General features: G+C 41.5%; 15 protein-coding genes, 1 tRNA gene and 1 pseudogene. 3 read left to right on the forward strand and 14 right to left on the reverse strand.

All coding sequences use genetic code 11. From position 1 onward, the window contains the following. From ABHC48_RS01660 to ABHC48_RS01670, 3 genes are all read right to left on the reverse strand, one after another. On the reverse strand, window positions 1–612 hold the full coding sequence (locus ABHC48_RS01660) for a type II secretion system protein (protein ID WP_195698873.1): 612 nt from the start codon (window positions 610–612) through the stop codon (window positions 1–3). 29 nt (window positions 613–641) lie between these two features. Further along, window positions 642–5,861, reverse strand: coding sequence for a leucine-rich repeat protein (locus ABHC48_RS01665; RefSeq protein WP_195698872.1), 5,220 nt, complete (start codon window positions 5,859–5,861; stop codon window positions 642–644). A 156-nt stretch (window positions 5,862–6,017) separates the two neighbouring features. After that, complete coding sequence (locus ABHC48_RS01670) at window positions 6,018–7,493, reverse strand: nicotinate phosphoribosyltransferase (RefSeq protein ID WP_118583227.1); 1,476 nt, start codon at window positions 7,491–7,493, stop codon at window positions 6,018–6,020. A 430-nt stretch (window positions 7,494–7,923) separates the two neighbouring features. Between ABHC48_RS01670 and ABHC48_RS01675 the strand changes: the two genes are divergently transcribed. Continuing rightward, window positions 7,924–7,995: transfer RNA gene (locus ABHC48_RS01675), tRNA-Gln, on the forward strand. Window positions 7,996–8,466: 471 nt separating this feature from the next. Here the strand turns inward: ABHC48_RS01675 and ABHC48_RS01680 are convergent. The 3 genes from ABHC48_RS01680 to ABHC48_RS01690 form a co-directional block, all read right to left on the reverse strand. Further along, window positions 8,467–8,784, reverse strand: coding sequence for a type II toxin-antitoxin system RelE/ParE family toxin (locus ABHC48_RS01680; RefSeq protein WP_173716955.1), 318 nt, complete (start codon window positions 8,782–8,784; stop codon window positions 8,467–8,469). Between the two features lie 2 nt (window positions 8,785–8,786). Beyond that, window positions 8,787–9,065, reverse strand: a complete 279-nt coding sequence (locus ABHC48_RS01685; RefSeq protein ID WP_173719200.1) for a type II toxin-antitoxin system Phd/YefM family antitoxin — start codon at window positions 9,063–9,065, stop codon at window positions 8,787–8,789. Between the two features lie 194 nt (window positions 9,066–9,259). After that, window positions 9,260–9,547: a hypothetical protein gene (locus ABHC48_RS01690; RefSeq protein ID WP_173772743.1), complete on the reverse strand. Its 288-nt coding sequence runs from the start codon at window positions 9,545–9,547 to the stop codon at window positions 9,260–9,262. A 200-nt stretch (window positions 9,548–9,747) separates the two neighbouring features. On the opposite strand from ABHC48_RS01690, the gene ABHC48_RS01695 reads away from it, so the two are divergent. Further along, complete coding sequence (locus tag ABHC48_RS01695) at window positions 9,748–10,242, forward strand: transposase (protein ID WP_226837848.1); 495 nt, start codon at window positions 9,748–9,750, stop codon at window positions 10,240–10,242. A 157-nt stretch (window positions 10,243–10,399) separates the two neighbouring features. On the opposite strand, the gene ABHC48_RS01700 is transcribed toward ABHC48_RS01695, so the two are convergent. From ABHC48_RS01700 to ABHC48_RS01725, 6 genes are all read right to left on the reverse strand, one after another. Then, on the reverse strand, window positions 10,400–12,586 hold the full coding sequence (locus ABHC48_RS01700; RefSeq protein ID WP_148463459.1) for a sugar-binding domain-containing protein: 2,187 nt from the start codon (window positions 12,584–12,586) through the stop codon (window positions 10,400–10,402). A 14-nt stretch (window positions 12,587–12,600) separates the two neighbouring features. Next, the gene (locus ABHC48_RS01705) at window positions 12,601–13,443 is read right to left on the reverse strand and encodes a carbohydrate ABC transporter permease (RefSeq protein WP_148463458.1); all 843 of its coding nucleotides are present in this window, start codon (window positions 13,441–13,443) and stop codon (window positions 12,601–12,603) included. 13 nt (window positions 13,444–13,456) lie between these two features. Beyond that, entirely contained in the window at window positions 13,457–14,323 is an 867-nt protein-coding gene (locus ABHC48_RS01710; protein ID WP_148463457.1) for a sugar ABC transporter permease, read from the reverse strand. 66 nt (window positions 14,324–14,389) lie between these two features. Next, complete coding sequence (locus ABHC48_RS01715) at window positions 14,390–15,670, reverse strand: extracellular solute-binding protein (protein WP_148463456.1); 1,281 nt, start codon at window positions 15,668–15,670, stop codon at window positions 14,390–14,392. Between the two features lie 145 nt (window positions 15,671–15,815). Next, on the reverse strand, window positions 15,816–17,438 hold the full coding sequence (locus ABHC48_RS01720; protein WP_195698871.1) for a response regulator: 1,623 nt from the start codon (window positions 17,436–17,438) through the stop codon (window positions 15,816–15,818). After that, window positions 17,416–19,287 carry a histidine kinase gene (locus ABHC48_RS01725; protein WP_195698870.1) on the reverse strand — a complete coding sequence of 624 codons (1,872 nt, stop codon included), beginning with the start codon at window positions 19,285–19,287 and terminating at the stop codon, window positions 17,416–17,418. Before ABHC48_RS01725 ends, ABHC48_RS01720 begins: the two co-directional genes overlap by 23 nt. Window positions 19,288–19,500: 213 nt before the next feature. On the opposite strand from ABHC48_RS01725, the gene ABHC48_RS01730 reads away from it, so the two are divergent. Further along, complete coding sequence (locus ABHC48_RS01730) at window positions 19,501–19,755, forward strand: hypothetical protein (RefSeq protein WP_226822672.1); 255 nt, start codon at window positions 19,501–19,503, stop codon at window positions 19,753–19,755. Between the two features lie 37 nt (window positions 19,756–19,792). On the opposite strand, the pseudogene ABHC48_RS01735 reads toward ABHC48_RS01730, so the two are convergent. Next, a pseudogene (locus ABHC48_RS01735) lies at window positions 19,793–20,002 on the reverse strand (HEPN domain-containing protein); the annotation flags it as partial. Between the two features lie 28 nt (window positions 20,003–20,030). After that, window positions 20,031–20,366: a nucleotidyltransferase domain-containing protein gene (locus ABHC48_RS01740; protein ID WP_148463452.1), complete on the reverse strand. Its 336-nt coding sequence runs from the start codon at window positions 20,364–20,366 to the stop codon at window positions 20,031–20,033. Window positions 20,367–20,390: the final 24 nt, after the last annotated feature.

Genomic DNA, 20,390 nt, shown 5'->3' on the forward strand with positions numbered 1-20,390 from the left:
TTAATTTGATCCGCCTATTGCTTTTTCGATGTTTGAAGATCCAGCTTCTACAACTTCCATACCCGATTTATCCCCTTTAAAGCCACTATAAATACGTGAGTAAAACTGCTCCTTTGCAAACCCGACTTCTATAACAATCCAATCCCAGCCTTTCTCCTTATCGTTTCTGCTTTTAATTTTCAGAGTATCACAATTTAAACCGGCCTCCTTTAATACGGCTTCAACACCAGTATTATACGACTTCCAATTATTGCTTTTTACACCGTTTACTGTAACTCCGGAATTTGCTCCACAATAGATACTTTTTCCATTTAACATAGCTGAAGTATATGCGTCTGGCAGTTCACTTGTGCTACGACATATCACAACCCAGACACCACAGCCTGAATTTTCTTGTCCTACAGCTTTCTTTGGAATATCCATTCGTCCTTCATTATATGCATTCGTCAATGCCGACTTAATAATTCGCGCATTTTGCATATCCACTGCCCTGCGTGCTTTTTCCAGCTGTCCATTAAAAATCGGGATTGAAACAGCAACCAATACCGCAATAATTGCAACTACAATCAATAGTTCCGCTAGTGTAAAACCGTTTTTGCTTCGGTATTTCATACAAGACCTCCCCATAACGCAAACAAATATTACATCTTCTTTATTACAATCTTTTTGCTTATGCCTCGTTTTACAAAAACCGTTTTGTAGCTCTTTGCCTTTTTCCTGGGGACGTAGATTTTCATCCTGGATGGAGTGCCTTTGAAGGCATTGGAGCCTACGTATTTGGCTTTCAGGCGGGAGGTGTAGATTCTCATTTCGTTTAACTTTTTGCAGCCATAAAAGCTTTGTTTTCCGATCGCTTTTACTGAGCCGCCAATTTGTACGTAAGAGAGTTTCGTGCACTTATAAAAGGCATAGCTTTTAATCTGGATTACATTGTTTCCTATGATAGCCTTTTTCAGGTATTTATTGCTCTTGAATGCTTTGGCGGCTATTGAGGTTACTTTGTAATTCGCGCCCTTCAGGTTTACGCTGTCTGGAATTGTGACAGTGCTTACCTTTTTCTTTATCGGTTTTATATATTCTACCGTGTCTGTGGCGGTAACTTTATAATATCCGTTTGTCGCTGGATGTTTCACTGTTGTGCCCACTTTATATCCAGTCGGCGCAGGTGTGTTTGTCGGCGTTGCTGTTGGCACTGGCGTGTTCGTCGGCACTGGCGTTGCCGTTGGTACTGGCGTGTTTGTCGGCACTGGCGTGTTTGTCGGTACTGGCGTGTTCGTCGGCGTTGCCGTTGGTATTGGTGTATTCGTCGGTACTGGCGTGTTCGTCGGCACTGGCGTGTTTGTCGGCGTTGCCGTTGGTATTGGTGTGTTCGTCGGTACTGGCGTATTCGTCGGCACTGGCGTTGCCGTTGGCACTGGCGTGTTCGTCGGTACTGGCGTGTTTGTCGGCGTTGCCGTTGGTATTGGTGTGTTCGTCGGTACTGGCGTATTCGTCGGCACTGGCGTGTTTGTCGGTACTGGCGTGTTCGTCGGCGTTGCTGTTGGTACCGGCGTGTTTGTCGGCGTTGCCGTTGGTACCGGCGTGTTCGTCGGCGTTGCCGTTGGTATTGGTGTGTTTGTCGGTACTGGCGTATTCGTCGGCACTGGCGTGTTCGTCGGCGTTGCCGTTGGTACCGGCGTGTTTGTCGGTACTGGCGTGTTTGTCGGCACCGGCGTGTTCGTCGGCGTTGCCGTTGGTACTGGCGTGTTTGTCGGCGTTGCCGTTGGTACCGGTGTGTTCGTCGGCGTTGCCGTTGGTACCGGCGTGTTTGTCGGCACTGGCGTATTCGTCGGCGTTGCCGTTGGTACCGGTGTGTTCGTCGGTACTGGCGTATTCGTCGGCACTGGCGTGTTTGTCGGCACTGGCGTATTCGTCGGTACCGGCGTGTTCGTCGGCGTTGCCGTTGGTACCGGTGTGTTTGTCGGTACCGGCGTGTTCGTCGGCGTTGCCGTTGGTACTGGCGTATTCGTCGGTAAAACAACCAACTTCGGAATTTCCTCTTCGCGTTTACTCTGGCACACAGTACAAGTATATGTCTTAATTCCTGTACTTGAAGTGGTAGCCTCTTTCGTTATAACTCCGGCATCCCAGGTATGCGTATGCTCAGTTTCCCCGGAACCACCCTGCGTTTCATCGTAAAAAACAACTGTAACCGTATATGTTATCTTCGTTACACCATCTGGTGCTGTCAGAACATACTGTACCGGATTTGTAAAATCATGAGATCTTCCACTGGTAAACTCATCTGCTACCGCTGTTCCTGTACCAGAACCATAATCAATATTCGGTGCCAGCCTGGTAACATCAGTTCCTTTTGGCAACCGCAGCGTAATCTTACGGTTCTCATTATCAATTTCCCCAACAACATCCTCTTTTAATTGGGAATTAAACGCCTTGTTAAGTACAAAACTATAAAATCTTGCCTCATTAGAAGCCGTAACTATAATTTTTATTGTAACTGGCAAAACTGCCTTTGTTCCTGTATCCACAATTTTATACTGTGACTCATAAATTCCCACTGGTGCAGTGACAGTTCCGGAAAAAGTAAAGTATTTGCTTCCATAAGAGCCTCCGCCAGGAACCGCAAAAACAGTTAAACCAGCTGGTAAATTCTCAGAAACAACCTGAGTTTCATACTTACCACTTCCACCTGTAACAAAGCCTGAATATATCCACTGCTCTTTTCCAGTTCCTGTAACCGCGTACAGCTCAGTATCTGTAATCGCCAATGGTTCTGTTACGCTCATTGTTCCAAGCACAGCGATCACGGCACCATATTCTCCTGGCAGCTTATCAGTCGCATAAGCAATAAGATCTTTTCCATTATCTGATGACTCTGTTATTCTGCCATTATCAATCACTGCCGATGAACCGCTTCCACTTCCAAGCGCCAAATGTATTCCATAAGTATTCAGATCAGCCCTTGTAATAACCGGCGATACTTTTCCATTGCTATATGTAATCTGAAGCTTCACTCCGGTCAGATCGAGTTTATCTCCAGCTACATAATTCAGTTTCTCAGGAGCTGCAAGCATAGTCAAAGCTGCTGGTGCATTCGCTGCAACCGTAATCGTCCACGGTATTTTTGCTCCAAAGTAATCAAAAGTAACCTGCGTATCCGAGGTTTTCAGTGCACCTGTTTTGTCATAGGTAAATCCACTGTAAATATAAGCTGGACGACCACCAATCGTTGCATACATGCTGGCTCTGGATGGATTGAATACATCTCCTTCCACATAAGATTTCTTCGGCTGTCCTGATATTACAATGCTGCTGATATCACTGGTTTTCGGCGCAACAACTTCCATTGAATAAGCAACCTGTTTGCCCTTATATTCTACATAAACATGAGTAGTTCCTTCAGCAGAACTGTCAAAGCCGCTTATCATATCGGCTGTAATCTCAGAATAAGTTGTACCATTTATCAAAAGCCTGCCCCAATACCAGGGTTTTTCTCCCACGTAGCAGGAAGTCCAGTTGTTTTTTACCTCCAATGAAGTAATCTCCGGATTCTCCACCCGCTCTGGCAAACCATCCTCTGAAATCTTCCAGTCAGTTCCAAACTCCCAGCCCACGTAAGATTTGGAATCTTTCATCTGTGCCTCTGTGAGAAGTCCACCTGTTCCAATGGAAGCATCAGTTCCGCCGACAAGATTCCCCTCTCCACTCTTTCCATAACAGTTCAGCACATGTCCGCTTAAACCGTAAGAAGAGCTGAGTACATTATCAGCAGCAGTTCCACACATCTGTCCTACACGGTTGTTTGCTGCAGTTACTGTGATTTTTCCTGCATGGAGGCATTCTTTGAGCACACCACCCATGCCCCCAAACTTCTGGATTTCTCCCGCAATTCCGCCCACATAGACCGGATATTCGTTTCCGTTTGTCTGGGTAACACGAATCGTACCGGTGCTGACACACTTGCTTATAGTACCAATGTTCAGACCTGCAATTCCACCTACCCGGCTTTTCATAGGAGCTATTGTCAAATTAACATTCAGCTTTGATGTGCAGCCAAAAATAATTCCGGCAAGTGCATTTTCACCTGCAATTCCGCCAAATTCCGGATATACAACAGCTCCGTTTCCGCCCATATATCCGCTAATCGTTCCTGTCACCATACAGTCTTCAATATTTCCTTCATTGTACTGTGTGATGATGCCCTGCACGTTCTGCATATCATCATTAAAATCTGCAACTATGCGCAGATTCCTGATTTTTCCCTGATTCATGGCTATCAGAGGCTTCTTCAGTCCATAGATTGTATGTCCGTTTCCGTCCAACGTTCCACCAAAATAAGAGATGGTAAAATTAATTCTTCCCTGTGTCTGGATATCTGAGGTCAGCTGATAATATGCGCCCTGATTTTCCTCAATCAAATTCAGATCATCCAGAGAATCAATCTGATAAGGACTGCTGCTTGTACCATTTCCGCCAGCTGGTTTCACAAATGAAGTCCGGCTTCCTATTACACGATAAACAATTCCGCTTTCCCCATCAGATGGGACTGTAAATTTTCCATCCTTCAGTTTCACAAGGATCGCGGAAGCTGCCGGAATGGAATATTTTGAGCCACTGTCTCCGGAAAATACCGGAAATGCAGATGCCTTTTTTGCCGCTATCCGATCGCCTGGAAAACTGTATATACCAGAAGCTTCTCCTGCTGCCACAGCTGTATAAAAATCTGAAAGAAGTGTTTTAAACGGAATTCCTGTTACCTTCTCCAGATAAGCTTCACAGGTAAGGGAGGAAGCATCTACTGTATAAAATCTCGGCAACACAGCCATAGGCTCATAGCTTCCTACCATACGGTCAATTACGTATCTGACAAACAGGTATGGCATTCCATAGTCCTGGGCAATATCATCGCGATAACTCTTATACATCAAGGAAGAGCCGTTACGAATAGCGGTACTTCCTGCAATTCCGTTCATCCAGCCATTTGTGTCCGTACCGCCCCACAGATAATCCATGACCGTTACTGCAAGACCTTCGTTTATCCACATATATTTCTCGGAGGCATTGAATTTTGTTTTCAGCCAGAATACTGCGTGCTGTCCCTCGTGAACCAGCAGACCGTTTCTTCTGGTCATTTCACCGGAAACATAGGATGCTGCCGCCGGAGTGTTGATATGGATTGCTGTAATTCCCTCATCATACTGAAACTGACCACTTGCGCCGCTTAAGGTTTCCAGCACAATAGAGAGTTTGCCGGATCCATCTTCCCAGGGAAGATCGCCTCCTGCCAGTGTTTTCAGGATTTGATAGGGCTGTCTGTCATAAATGCTCGCCATGTCTGATGCTATGAGAGATGTTTTTCCAGCGGCATCATAATCCGCTTTCATATTTTTGTCCATCCAGATATAGCAATGTTCACCAATCCCAATACATATATAGGTCTTGCCGCTGCCATTGCTTCTGTAAATATATTTCTCTTCTCCTATTGCATAAGTGGTAGTCGCTGCCTGGACGGATATACCATCGTCAGTCTCATCTGCTGATGTAATGGACGAAATAGCGCTTTTTTCCTTCAACGCAGTGACTGAGCTGGTGCTCCCTGCATTCAGCCCGGCCAGGCTTTGAGCTGCGGGAAGCTCACTTCCACTTGAAACTGACGCAGTACTTCCACTGTCATCAAAGATCAGTGTGCCTGCGCTCCTCGAATCAGATGTATCTGTATTAATAATCACTGCATACTCCCCAGTAAGTATTTCCCCGGCTTTTCCCTCTGTCACTGCAGCAAAAACATTTACACTTCCAAATATTCCCAGAAACAGAAGACAGATTCCCACCCACAGACCAATGGATTTTCTTTTTTTCATACACTCCTCCTGTAAAAAATTTCCTTTCCTACAGTTTACCATTTTTACATTCTGTACACTATGTTTTTTTCTGCACTTTTCTGGTTAATTTCAACAAAAAATGGGGCGAATGTATCGTTTCCGCTGATACATTGCCCCATTTATTTTCTTATTAAATTACTCTTCCTCAAACTCCAGATCCTTACGGCTCATCTCCTCAATCAGCTCTCTCTTCACCTCAAAAAGCTTCGGAGAAAGATCCACATAAACCTTCTGTGGGTTGGAGAATCGTCTGGACTCGTCCCAGAGAGTGCTCTGTTCTTTCTGGCAGATTGCGCGAAGTTCCATTACTGAAGGAGACGTATAAACGCGTTTTCCCTCCTTAATAACCGGAACCAGAAGCTCACGAACCTCGTAAGTACCGCCCAGAATCTTAGTTTTTTTCCAGGTGTCAACCGGGTCAAATACTACCATAGTTTCATCTGGGTTCAGTTTCTCGTCAGCAAGACAGATCAAATCAGCTTTAATCTTGCCTGTGGACTTGCTGTAAATACGATATACTGTCTTATTTCCAGGGTTTGTTACCTTAGCTGTGTTCTCAGAAAGCTTGATCTTCGGAACAAATTCACCTGTCTCAGGATTTTTCACTGCTGCCAGCTTGTATACACCGCCAAATGCCGGATTATCATTGGAAGTGATCAGACGTGTTCCAACGCCCCAGGAATTAATCTTGGCATCCTGGGCTTTCAAGCTCTCAATCAGATATTCGTCAAGGTCACTGGATGCGGAAATGGTCGCATCATCAAAACCAGCTGCCGATAACATTTTATATGCCTCTTTGGAAAGGTAAGCAAGGTCACCGCTGTCGATACGGATACCATATTTTTTCAGCTGGATTCCCTCCTCCCGCATTTCCTCAAATACACGGATTGCATTGGGAACACCGGATTTCAGCACGTCGTAAGTGTCTACCAGAAGGATACATGCATCCGGGTACATTCTTGCGTATGTCTTGAATGCAGTATACTCATCCGGGAAGCTCATGATCCAGGAATGTGCATGGGTTCCAAGCACTGGCACGTCAAACATCTGACCAGTAAGCACACAGGATGTTCCGACACAACCACCGATCACAGCTGCACGGGCTCCAAAAATACCGGCATCCGGTCCCTGGGCACGGCGAAGACCGAACTCCATGATTCCGTCACCTTTCGCCGCATAGCAGACACGTGCTGCCTTGGTAGCAATCAGGCTCTGATGGTTCATAATGTTCAAAATCGCAGTTTCCACAAGCTGAGCTTCCATAATCGGTGCTACCACTTTCACCATTGGCTCTCTTGGGAAAATAACAGTGCCTTCCGGGATGGCATAAATATCGCCGGTAAAATGGAAGGAGCGAAGATATTCCAGAAAATCCTCCTCAAAAATGGAAAGACCGCGAAGATATTCAATGTCTGCGTCTGTAAATCTCAGATTCTCAATATATTCAATTACCTGCTCCAGTCCTGCACAGATAGCAAAACCGCCTCCGCATGGGTTATCACGGTAAAACATGTCGAATACGACAGTCTGGTCAGTTGGGTTCTTAAAATACCCCTGCATCATGGTAAGTTCATAGAGATCCGTGAGCAGAGTCAGGTTATTTGCTCTCATGTTTATTCTCCTTATTAATGAGGCCAGTCTGAGAACCAATTACCTGAATAATTTTAAACAGGCTCCAGACAGGCTGTTTAATTATAAAAATTTTATACGGTAACCATAGACTCACAGGAACAAAGCGAAGTAATTTCTTATAAAGTAAAAAAGTTTCTGGCACTACTACCTTAGAGTGTGTCGAAAAAAACTCCAAAAGCGTCCCGCCAACGACCTATGCGATTCCGTATATTTTGCTTGATTATAACACATTCATCTCAAAATGCACAGGAAAAAGAAAAGCGAAATCTTAATTTTTCCTCGAAAAATCAAGGCTTCACAGAAATTGAATAAATTTTTAAAAAAATTTGAAAAAAGGGGTTGACTTTTATATATGCATTGATATATAATACAACATGTCGCAAGCGAGAAACGACTTGCTAAGACACATAGGGCTATCGCCAAATGGTAAGGCAACGGACTCTGACTCCGTCATTTCAAGGTTCGAATCCTTGTAGCCCTGCTAAGTGGAGCACCTCAGATGAGGTGCTTTTTTCGTATTATGAAATTTCCGGAAGCCGCGTATTTACTGGCTTTGCAGGACTTTTAAAATTTTTTCTGAAACGCTTTTTCGTGGCTCTGAAAGGCGATTTTTTCCTTATTTGGCTTACTGATTTTTACTACATTTTCGGTGGTTTTCAGATGTGATAGGTCAATTTTGGAACGATTATAGGTCAATTTAAAATGACGTTGCTGCCAAAAGGTGCTGAAAACAGGAAAAATGAAGAAAATCGGCTAAAAATCGACAAAATTCTACTTTTTCTACCTTTTGCACAAAAAATTATGTTTACTTTTGTGATATTTTCGCCTCATAATCAAGACAGTTTCCACGCTTCAAGTGCACAAATCCATTTTAGTACTCCCACCGCTTATTCTTCTGTCCGAAGGCGAACCTTAATTGACTTACTTGGTCAGTTATATTTCGGCGTTTGCCTCACAGCCCTCGGATAATGTTCAAATAATCCTGTCTCTGGTCTACGACAGCATATATAATAACTTCCTTTCGGGCTTCATTAACTTTATAAAATACAAGGTCTTTTTCAAGAATCAATACCTTATAGCCCTGACGCTTTAATACCAGGTATCTTGGATCAATTCCAAGATCTGGATTTTCTCCCAGCTGTCGTATACGATCTTCTATTTCGTCTAACTTTTTCAATGCCACATCATTGCCGAAATTTTGTGCAATATATAATACAATCTTTCGCAGACCAGCATCTGCGGTATCAGTACGAACAACATTGTATTTCAAACTCAGCCCTCCTGCAGCATAGCACGTAAATCATCAAAGGTTTCACTGATCGGCGCAACACGACCATTCTTTACATCGTCTTCAGCTTCAGCAAGGACTTCAAGCAATTCGATTCTTGATTTCATATTCTTATACTCTTCATAGGACAAAGACACCGTATCACCTCTTCCATTTACAGTTATGATAACAGCTTCTTTTCCCTCACGGCACTGCTTTGAGATTTCATTATAATGATTTCTTAAATCCGCCGATGGTCTGATAGTTTCCTGCATAGCAAACATAATACGCACCTCCTGTTGTTATATATGAAAATTATATCATTTAATGTCTATACTTTCAACTTCTTAGTCAATTCCATTCATAAATTTTAGAATTCTTCATTTGTTCTAGCACCCCAAAAGGGGATGTCGATTAATACCTCATTTCGACATCCCCAGTAGTAATTGAACATAACTTCTCTTGATCTGTAATTAACTTAACTAATCGTATAGCCTTTCACATTCCTTAACAAGCAATTGTCTAGTTCCTCCTCGAACTCTTTGTCTGCCTTACTATTTTTCCTCTTTTCCAATATATCTATTATCTCTTTAACTTCAATTTCATCTCCATTTTTAAGATGCACTTCTGCATCTTCTTCCAATCCAGAAATATCAATACATTCTATTTCGTAATACTCCCCATTATACACAGCCTGAAAATTTGCCTCTTCTGTGTCATCTTCTATTAGATCACCTATTCCTTGTTCATCCAAATCTCTTTGCAAATCCGCAGTCTCTTTATTATCTTTGTACCATTCCGCAGCTTCCCTTGTTTCAAATGGATTGTTTCGTTCCTTTGATGGAGCACTTCAAACAAACTTATGGATTCTATCCCAAATATCCTGTGGCAGATGCTGGATATGGCTCATACAACAATTATATTTTCTGTGAACAGAACGGAATTGAAAAGTACATGAAATTTCCAATGTTTAAAAAGGAAACTAAAGATGAGAAATATCATGAAGATCCATTTCGTGCAGTTAACTTCAGAATTGATGAGCAAGGTGTCATGAGATGTCCTAACGATAAAGCATTCCATTTTTTATACAGAAAAAATGTGAGGGGAAATCAATACGGACGTAAGGAAGAATTGTATGAATGCGAAGACTGTAGTGGATGTCCATATGCAGAGAAATGTAAGAAGACAGATAAGAATCGAACCGTTCGGATCAATCAGGAATTAACTTCCATGCATCAGGAAGTAATCGAAAACCTAGAAAGTATCCACGGTGCATTATTACGAATGAACCGTTCGATACAAGCAGAAGGCACTTTCGGAATTATGAAAAACGACCGTTGGTACAAGAGAATTGTCCGAAGAGGTATTCATTCAGTCAAACTGGAAGTTTTACTTGTGGCGATAGGCCACAATCTATATAAATATCAGAAAAAAAAGATGAGAAACAGAACTGCCGCATAGATTCAAAAAAAGAATTTCTATGGGGTAGGGGAAGTGCGCTTTCTTTGCGCATGATTTCAATCATTTATACACAACAGGTACAAAAAGGGAGATGCGAAAAAACTCAATCGAGTTTTTTCACATCCCCTTTTTCCCTATACCACGTTACGTTCCATCATTACGCCCAGTAAATTCTGCATCCAGTTTCATGGCTCATATGAACCGGATGGCCAGGTGTATGCTCTGGCATATAAAATACATCATGGTATTCGTTTCTGGCCAGAAGCTTTCCATCCTGCTCTATCCACAGTGCAACATTATAGACGTTTCCACTGTGAATCGTTCCGTCAAAATCCCAGAGCTTTGTGAGAGAATCCTCTGCTATGACAATGCTTTTCACATCCTCAGCTACTACTTTGCCTGTTTCGTCAGTAATGCTGTAGCCTACCTGGCAGGTTCCAAGCGGATAACTGTAATCGTTTACTGCATAAATTGCATCCAGCTTGTCTTTAAATTTTAAAAATATTCCAATTGGCATATTGCTTTCCAGCACAGCCTGCAGACCCTTTTTCGGAAGCCCCCAGTAATCATAAATTCCGTAAAATGTTTGCGGACACATATCATTAAATAAGAACTGTACATAGCCTGCGTTTGGTTTATACTTCTGCATACGGTAATGTTCAATAAAATATTTCAGTAAATAATATTGATACTGTCCGATTGAATCCAAATTTTCCAGTATTGGCTGTAAACGGCGGTAAACGGGTGGCATTTTTTTCAGGTTATCAATACATGGCGGTGCATCAAAGCCGAACTCTGTATTCATTTTTTCTGTTGTTCCATAGATATCACTGTAATGCCCCTCTGCACCGTCCAGTGAACCGGTATAGTTATGACTGTCTCCGCTGTCTGGATCATTTACGCAGAAGGAACCTTTAATGACCGGACGACTTGGATCATGCTCGCATACTGCTGCAAACAGCTTTGGACCTGGGCTTACCTTCATTGCATCACAGTCAGCCCGATCCATATCCGGAGTTGGATTTAATGTAAGATTACCTGGTTCATTCATGCAGATCCAGCAAAACAGAGAAGGATGTTTTTTTAGCATATCGACAGTTTCCAGGTAAATATGGATAAAACGGTCTGCAAATGCTTCGTCCACCGGATGCATCCAGTTATATTCAGAATCATGCATAATTCCAAGGCCAAGTTCATCACATAGCTCATAGAAAACTGGAAGGTCTACGTGTACGTGTACACGAAGCATATTAAAGCCGCTGTTTTTTATTTGCAGCAAGTCTCTGCGATAACGTTCTTCGTTCATTGCAGAAACATATGCATCTGGAAAATAGGCTGTTCCTCTCATGTAGAAATCTTTTCCATTTAAAATAAATTTTGTCATTTCCGGTGTGCGATGCATCTCAATTTTCCGGAAACCAGTTGTCTCCTCGTAAGATTCCATTACTGAGCCATCTTTTGCACAGAGAGCAACTTTTACCCGGTAGACAAAAGGCGTTCCTTTATCCCATGTATTCCAGAGACGGACATGAGAGAGTATTCCATCCAGGCTGGCAACGGTCGGTTCAGGGTCATTGCATGACTGTGTGCCGACCAGATCCTCATTCTTTAAAAAGACTACTGCTCCGGTAAAGCAGTCTGTAATACTCCACTTCAAAGACGCAGTTTCCAGATTCTTTATCTTAACTTTCAAATGCAAACTGGCATTCTCCAGCGTATCATCCAGCTGATAAGAAAATTCCGGGTTTTCTGCAAAGCCAGCTCCCTTTTGTATTTTCAGGCTGACGCTTCCATAAATGCCGACCGGATTTACATCTCTTTGAATGAACGTGTCAGAATGCTCATAAGTACCTTTTACCATATTTCGGTAGATTAAAAAGGTACGCCGTTCCTGTCGGTTTGCTGCAACCTCGTCATCCCATGGTGACCAGACTTTTACGATCAGTCGGTTCTTTCCGTTTCTCTGTACTGCCTCGTCTAGTGAAAAAGAAAATGGAGCTGAATATCCTTCATGACTACCAAGGTATACACCATTCAGCCAAACTTTGCAGTAATAATCCACATTTGTAAAACAAAGTTCTATATGTTCTTCTGCTCCAAGTGCCAGTTCAAACTCTTTTTTATACCACCATGGGGCATCATTAAAATATCGCAGTTCTCTTCCCCAGTACGGATGCTCCGAAAAAAGGAGCTGTAGGTGCTTTAATTCTGGCAGTGGCTCCCATTCTGAAATTTGTGGCCCCTGCAGTGTCATAAAATCCTCACGTTCTGGCAGGCCAAGCTGCTCACACGTATCATGTACATCCTGTAAAATATTCCAGTTCTTTGATAAATCCAGTTTCATATATCCTCCTGTATTCAGCTCTTGACAGCACCTGCTGCCATGCCCTCCATTACCTGTTTATTTAAAAAGAAATATACTATAATTGTCGGAAGAATTGCAATTACGATTGCTGAAAAGGTAGCACCCCAGTCTCTGCGTCCCATTTCACCAACAAAAGCGTTTAGTCCGATTGGAAGAGTTTTCATCTCGTCTTTTGTCATAAACGTATTTGCATAAGTAAACTCATTCCAGATTGACACAAAGTTATAGATAACCACTGTGACAGTGGAATTTTTTGCCATTGGAAATACTATCTGCCTGAAAATCCTAAAATTACCTGCTCCGTCAATTGCTCCCGCCTCCAGCAGTTCATTCGGTATGTATTTCATGAATCCAACATACAGGAAAATACACATTGGCAGACTGAAGCCTATCTGTGGCAGAATAACGGCAGCATAGGTATTACGCAATCCCAACGTATTATAAGTCTGGAACATTGGGATCAGACATGAAAATGTGGGAATCATCATGCCAAGTAAAAAAAAGGTTAATACCTTTTCGCTCTGTTTGAAGCGAATTTTGCTGATCGCATAGGCCGCCGGTGCACTTAGTACTACGATACCAAACAGTGTACATATAGCTACAACCACACTGTTAAGAAAATAGCGCACGAGACTGGACTGCGTAAACGCTTTGATATAATTTCCAAGATAAAAGCTACCAGGAAGCGCATATGGCGCAGAACCGGCAATTTCCTCTGGTGTTTTTAAGCTCGCTATAAGAACCCAAAATACCGGGTAACTTTGCAGCACTACAAAAAAGATAATGAAGATTAGAAATATTATTTTTGTTTTCTTACCTGCCTGTAACGTTTCCATCTAATCCCCCCCATCAATCACTGAATTTTTTCTGAATCAGTTTAACGATTCCTACGGCTATTAATGATTCAATCAAAATAAATACCGCAAGCGTACTTCCATAGCCGAAGTTTGACATACTGAATGCCGTTTTATACATATAGGTTGCCACAAGTTCTGTTGCATTACCAGGACCACCTCCGGTCAGGATGTAAGATACATCAAATCCCTTCAGACAGCCGTTTACAAGAATGACCAGAACCACAAAAAACATATTTTTAATTGCCGGAAGTTTGACAAAGAAATATGCCTGTATCCAGTTGCATCCATCAATATACGCAGCCTCTATGGTGTCTTTGGAAACATTCATCAGTGCGGCATAAAAAATAACCATATATAATCCACAGAATTTGTATCCATCAATCAGAGTCACCCATGTTAGTGCATATTTAAAATCAGATAAAAAAGCTATTGGTTTGAGATGCATCAGCTTCATCAGTGCCGGTATTACACCGAGTGGCTGAACTGACAGCAGTTTTTCAAAGATCTTGCAGACCGCCATAGATGAAATAATACAGGGAATGAAGTACAATACCCGGAATAGATTGGACCCCTTTTTAATTCCGGAAAGAAGGGTAGCCATTAAAAGTCCCATAAACATCTGAAAGACTGTGCCGAGCAACAGGAAAAACATATTATTCAAAAAAGCAGTTCGCAAATTTTTATCTGACAGCATTCGGCTGTAATTTTTCAAGCCTGCAAATGTTTTTTCTCCGATTCCATTCCAGTCCATAAAGCTGTAGCCAATAGTTTGAAGCATTGGGAAAAGAACAATCGACACATAAACCACAAGTGCGGGCAATAAAAAAAGCCATGGTTCTATTTTTCTTTTTGGCTTCATATTTGTCTTCCTTTCTGATATCCAGGGCTTTTGATTTTCAAAAGCCCCGAATGCTGTTTCTCTGTCTTATTTCTGATTTTTTACATATTCATCCATATTTGCAGCCCACTCTTCAGGAGTTTCCTGACCAAGTGCAAGGATGACGGTCTCTTTTTCCAGCGGCTCTACAAGTGCAGAATCAATAACTACATCCCAGCATTTTGCATACTCCTTCACATTGGACACATCCTCAATGATCTGCTGATATACCTTTGGAAGACTCTGCATTGTTTCTTCATCTGGCATTACGGATGGAAGCTGATTGTAAGAAAGACTTGCATCTGCATAATGTTCAAGAAGGTATTTCATCCACGCTTTCATCTCGTCATCCACAGCATCGGTGCGAATCGCAGTTCCAATACCGGAGTTTGCAAAGAAGTCGGTTGCTGTTGTCACATCTGCATCTGAATATGTTGGCATAGTGAAGTATCCAATATTATCTTTAATGTTTTCGTCCTCACCAATCATATCTGCCTGATCAAGTGCCCATGTACCATTATACATAATTGCTGCCTGTCCGGAAGCAAAGAGATCAATCATTGTATCGTAATCTGCACTGCTCCAGCCTTCCTGGAAGTACTGTGCAATATCCTGAATAAACTGTGCTCCTTTCAGTCCTGCTTCTTCACCAAAAGATCCTTCTCCGGATACTGCATTTTCAATATATTCATTTCCTGTCAGTCGGAATGGAACCTGTGCAAAGTAGCGGAGGATTGGCCAGTCACCACCCATTGCAATCGGAATAATTTCCTGATCCTGTAACAGCTTGCAATCTGCAAGTAACTCATCAAATGTTTTGGGAGTTTCCGTAATTCCAGCCTGCTCAAACAGATCTTTGTTGTAGAAGAAATATTCGGTGTTGCACTGCAGCGTCATCAGATTCAGACTGCCATCTGAAAGTCTTGCGTATTCCTTCGAGATTGGGAAAATCTGGTCATACATTCCAAGCTCTTTGTACAAATCTTCAAAGGAATAGGCTTTTCCGTCTGCAACAATATCTGCGAACCAGGTATCCGGATCGGAGTCAAACCACTCAGGCAATTCATCGCTTGCTGCCAGAATTTTCAGTTTCTGCAGATATGCAGTACGATCTGAAATATTCTCAATTTCAAAATTAAAGTCCAGATCAGGATTCTCTTCCTGGTACTGCTTGGCAATATCCTGTATTGCCAAAATTGCTGATTCAGATGCACTTCTGGATGACAGCCAGTTAATATTCAGTTCACGTTCTGCTGCATTTACTGTTACTCCAAATATAGAAGATGCCATGGCAGCTGTTAATGCTGCGATAAGTATTCTTTTTTTCATTACGATTTCTCCCTTTTAATTTAATTTTTTGTTCCTGAATATACTTCAAACCGGTTTAATTTTTTTCTGGAACTCTTTGTTGTCTTGATTATAATAAAATACGAATCTCTCCGGAATGGAGAAAATTCGTATTATTGGTAAAATCTTAAGTTGTCTTTAGATAGTTGCTGCTCACATTCTGATACTGTTTCGGTGATACACCGAAATATTTTTTGAAGCACTTACTGAAGTAACTGACATCGAAAAATCCGACTCTTTGAGCTACTTCTGTCACATTGTAATTCGTTCTTTGGAAAAGCCTGCCGGCCATTTCCATTCGTGTCTGTAAAATATATGCTCCAATCGTTGTATCTGTCTGTTTCTTAAAAAGAAAGCACATATACTGAAGATTGACATCCAGTGCATCCGCAATCTGCTCAAGGCACAATTCATCATCCTGATAATGTGCCTTGATGTATTCCTTTGTTCTTCTCACAATGGCAGAATTGCTGCTATTCTTTGAAAGATGTACCTGCTGTAAAATCTGTTCTCCATAGCGAATGAGTTCCGTCTGAATTTCTGAGACAGAACTGATTTCTATATAATCACTGGAAAAAAGCTTGCTGTTTTTTTCAACCGTTTCTGTCACTCCGTATTCCATAGCGAAATCCAGCAACGCAGACGACACCTGGTTGATCTGCAGCAAAAACTGTTCCCGAGATGGCTGGAGCAATGCAAGAGAGTCTGCAAATGTCCGCAGCATTTCTTTTACTAGGCTCCTCTGATTTTGTCGCATAGCAGCAACCAGCCGTTGGATAAAATCATCATTTTGCAGCAGATAGCCGTTTTCCTGCTGCTCTTCAGTGGCATCCTCTACGTAAAAAACGCCGGAATATTCATAAAAACACCGTTTTCGTTCCAACGCAAACGCTTCAATATAGGAGTCATAAAGCTGATTGGCTTCTGTATAAAATCCTCCAATTACAGCAGTGGTTCCAAGATCGCCCTCCGGGTCACATACCTCAATCGTTTTTTTCAGCAGCGACCGAATCCACTCTGCATCATAAGGTGATTCACATATTCCTACAAGAAGGCAGAGCGATTTCTGGAAATTAATGTAACTGATGCAGCAGTTTTTTTCTCCAAGTAGTTCACAAAACACATTTTCTACCGTAAAGTAGTAAAGCTCATAATCTGTTTTTTTCCAGTTGCCCGGTAAATGATTAACCCGGTAAAGTATGACGACATGGCGCTTGGCATCCAGTCGATAGCCCACCTCAGAAGCAAGCTTCTGCATTCCCTCCTGATCCTTATCTTTTCTTACAAACTGTGATGCTGCAAAATGTCTCATATAATTTTGATAGTTTCGCTTTTTTTTATCCAGCACCTCCAGATTTTGATCCTTTTTCACTTCCTGATCGATTCGTTCACTGGTTTGCCTGAGACTCTTATGCAGACTCTCGACTGTCACAGGCTTCAGCAGAAAATCCTGTACTCCCATCTGAATGGCTTTCTGCGCATACTCAAACTTGTCATAACCGGAAATGATAATAAAGCGGGTCTGAAGTGCTTGTTTCTGTATATATGAAATTACATCAAAGCCTGTCATCTGTGGCATACTGATGTCGATCAAAATAATTTCCGGATGATACTGTTCAATCAGCTCGATACCAAGCTTTCCGTTTCCGGCGTCACCTACCACAGTAAATTCATCCTTAAAGCTCCTGACATATTTTATTAACGCCTGTCTGAAAAAATACTCATCATCAATAATAACGATTTTCTTCATATTGCTTTCTCCCCGCTGTTTCTTGGTCTCTTTCCAGTATAGACGATGCTGTTTCGTCTAAATGTTCCAGTTTCGGAATCCGTAATATCACGATTGTCCCTTTCCCTGGTTCACTTTCCAAGCGGATGCCGTATTCGGTTCCATATAAAAGTCGCACACGCCTGTTGATGCTGAATAATCCGAAAGAACCCTTTTCCTCTCCACGGGCTTCGTCAAGATTCTTATTCAGCTGACAGAGTTTTTCCGGTTCAATTCCGTTTCCATCATCCTTTACGGTAATTACAACAGTATCCGCTGCATTTTTTATGCTCAGTGAGACGAAACACATACGACCATCTGATGCTGTTCCGTGAACAATCGCATTCTCCAGAATCGGTTGCAGAGTCAATTTTGGAATTACGTACTGTTCCGTTTCCTTTTCACATACGATTTCGTAATCAAAATACTCCATGTGGCGTAATTTTTCAATGTATAAATACTGTTTTACCATATCAATTTCTGTAGCAATGGTTATAATATTGGATCCCTTGCTTAACGAATTGCGATAGAATCTGGCAAGTGTAGAAATTGCTTCGCCTGCCTCATCATAAATACCAAGATCTATCATAGATTTGATCATTTCAAGCGTATTGTACAGAAAATGAGGTTTAATCTGCTCCTGTATCAACTGAAACTGATAGTCATTTTTTTCACGTTCTTCTTCATAAATGGTTTGTAAAAGCTGTTGTGTCTGTTCGGCAAATGTATTATACCCACGGTATAAAATCTGGATTTCTTCGGAAGTTCCAGGCACTTCTACCGGTGCATAGGCTTCTTTTACTACATTCTTCATGACCTCACTCAGATCCAGGATTGGCCCAGATATGGCTCTGGCATTCCACCAGGATAAAAGTGCAAAAAACAGAATCACCAGTAAATTACAGATAAAAAAGATCCTTGCAAACAAATGCTGTTCTTTCATCAGCTCATCCATTGGAATCACATGAATGAGCTTCCAGTCTGGCAGTGACATTTGTGTTGAGCAATAGACAACATTTTCCTTGGTTAAATAGTCCTGTGTTTCCAGATTCTCTACATCCCTCTTGGAAAAGGGAAAGGCTTCCCGTATGGTTTTTCCTGTGTAATTCAGGTCCGATGCAAGTAAAATAGTATTTTCCTGATCCGTTATGTAAAACGTAACCTCGCTGTTATTTGGCCTGTAGTTTACAAATGGCGAGGCTATAGTTGATGCTTCGATGAAAAACATAAGGTATCCATAAGTTTCTCTTGTATTTAAATCAACAATCGGCTTTGATATCAAAAAAACATATTTTCCGTTTTCCTTTAATGTTTCTCTTGCAGGCAAATAAAAATAAGGACCTGTTATCATCGCCTGTCTTGCATTTTGATGCTGTTTCATTATCTGTTCTTTATCAAACGAATCCAGTTCCGACAGATTATATCCGCCAGCCTGAAAAAAACTTCCGTCTTTCGCCATAATATCCCACATTGCAATATTAGGGCTCAGGGCAATAATGGCATTAATAATGGTATTGATTTTTTTGCGGACAGCATATTGTTCTGCTTCAGATCCCGGCAGTGTTGGATACGTTCGGGCGATACGGATAATTCCATCATTGATCGATGCTGATATGCTGAAATTGATGACGTGCTGTAGTGTACTTTCCAGATTATCTGTGATAGAAGCAAGCTCTCGCCTGGTACTGCTTACTGCAAGCTGCGAAAAATATTTTTGTGAAGAAAACTGAAACACCCCCATAATGAGCAACATAATTCCTAAAAAACATCCAACAAAAGAGAAAAAAATCCGGTTTCTCAATTTTGCAAACCATTTTTGTACTTTTGTCATAATTTCCTCCATTTTCATGATCTGTACTGCTTTTCTTAATTTTTATTATAACCAGTTTATATCTGTTTCTCAATCAATAATTTCCCACAAACTAGGGTGTGTTTGGAAAATGCTTTCTGCAAGATGTGCGTCACAGCTTGTGGAACCTTTGTCCCGCAAAGTGAGGAATGCAGATTCCAGAAAGGAGCAGATGTTTCATGGATGAAGTGTTAGATGAGCGCAAAAGAAAAATGTGAAGATAAAAAAGATGAAAGCGAAGAGTGTAAAGAAACAGATGGTATTCAATATAGCGATAATGATATAAATAATTTTATAAATAAAGCAAAGAAGATTATGCTGGAAAGATATTGTGAATTAGAAAATGGGTCATTAAGAAAGGATGATGAGGAAAGAGATAACATACGTCGTTATATATTACAAAAATATCCAACGGTTGTAGAGAAATATAAAAGTCATCATAATCGCTAGTTTCACGCTCTTGTTTCAATCTTCCCAGCTTTTTTCCGATTTCTCTTGGAAAAATATCTGTTGCAACATATGTCTTATTAAAATATGCAACAGCATCTTTATGTCTCTTAAAATCTACCTCTTCTAAAGCCAATACCGCCTTCACCGCATAAAAAGCGGCATAATAGCTACGGTTTATTGAATCCTTATAATGTTGACTTTCCAGACATAACGCAGATACCCCCAACGTCTCGATTGCGCTTCTCATGCGATATATACACAAATCAACTTTCTTTTCACTCACTGACTACTACCCCCTCATCTCTCACATTTCGATAAAAAGGTAACGTATCTACCCAATATTCATACTGTTCTTCATTTTTGATAACCGGAGATATTTCAATTCCTGTGCTCATCTCCACATCAAAAGCCAGATCGTAAATATCATTTTTAATAGCTCTGATTTCCTCGTCAGACAATTTTACCAGTATCATAATATCTACGTCAGAATTATCTCGGTAATCGCCCCTGGCATATGAACCATATACAATAACTTTTGTCAGCTTTTCACCCAGCATACGCTTCACTTCCTGGGAAAATTTATATATAATACTACTTACATTTTCTGGCATACAATCACTTCCTTACTGATAAAT

The organism is Ruminococcus sp. 1001136sp1, from assembly GCF_039841815.1.
Taxonomy (GTDB): domain Bacteria; phylum Bacillota; class Clostridia; order Lachnospirales; family Lachnospiraceae; genus Blautia_A; species Blautia_A faecis.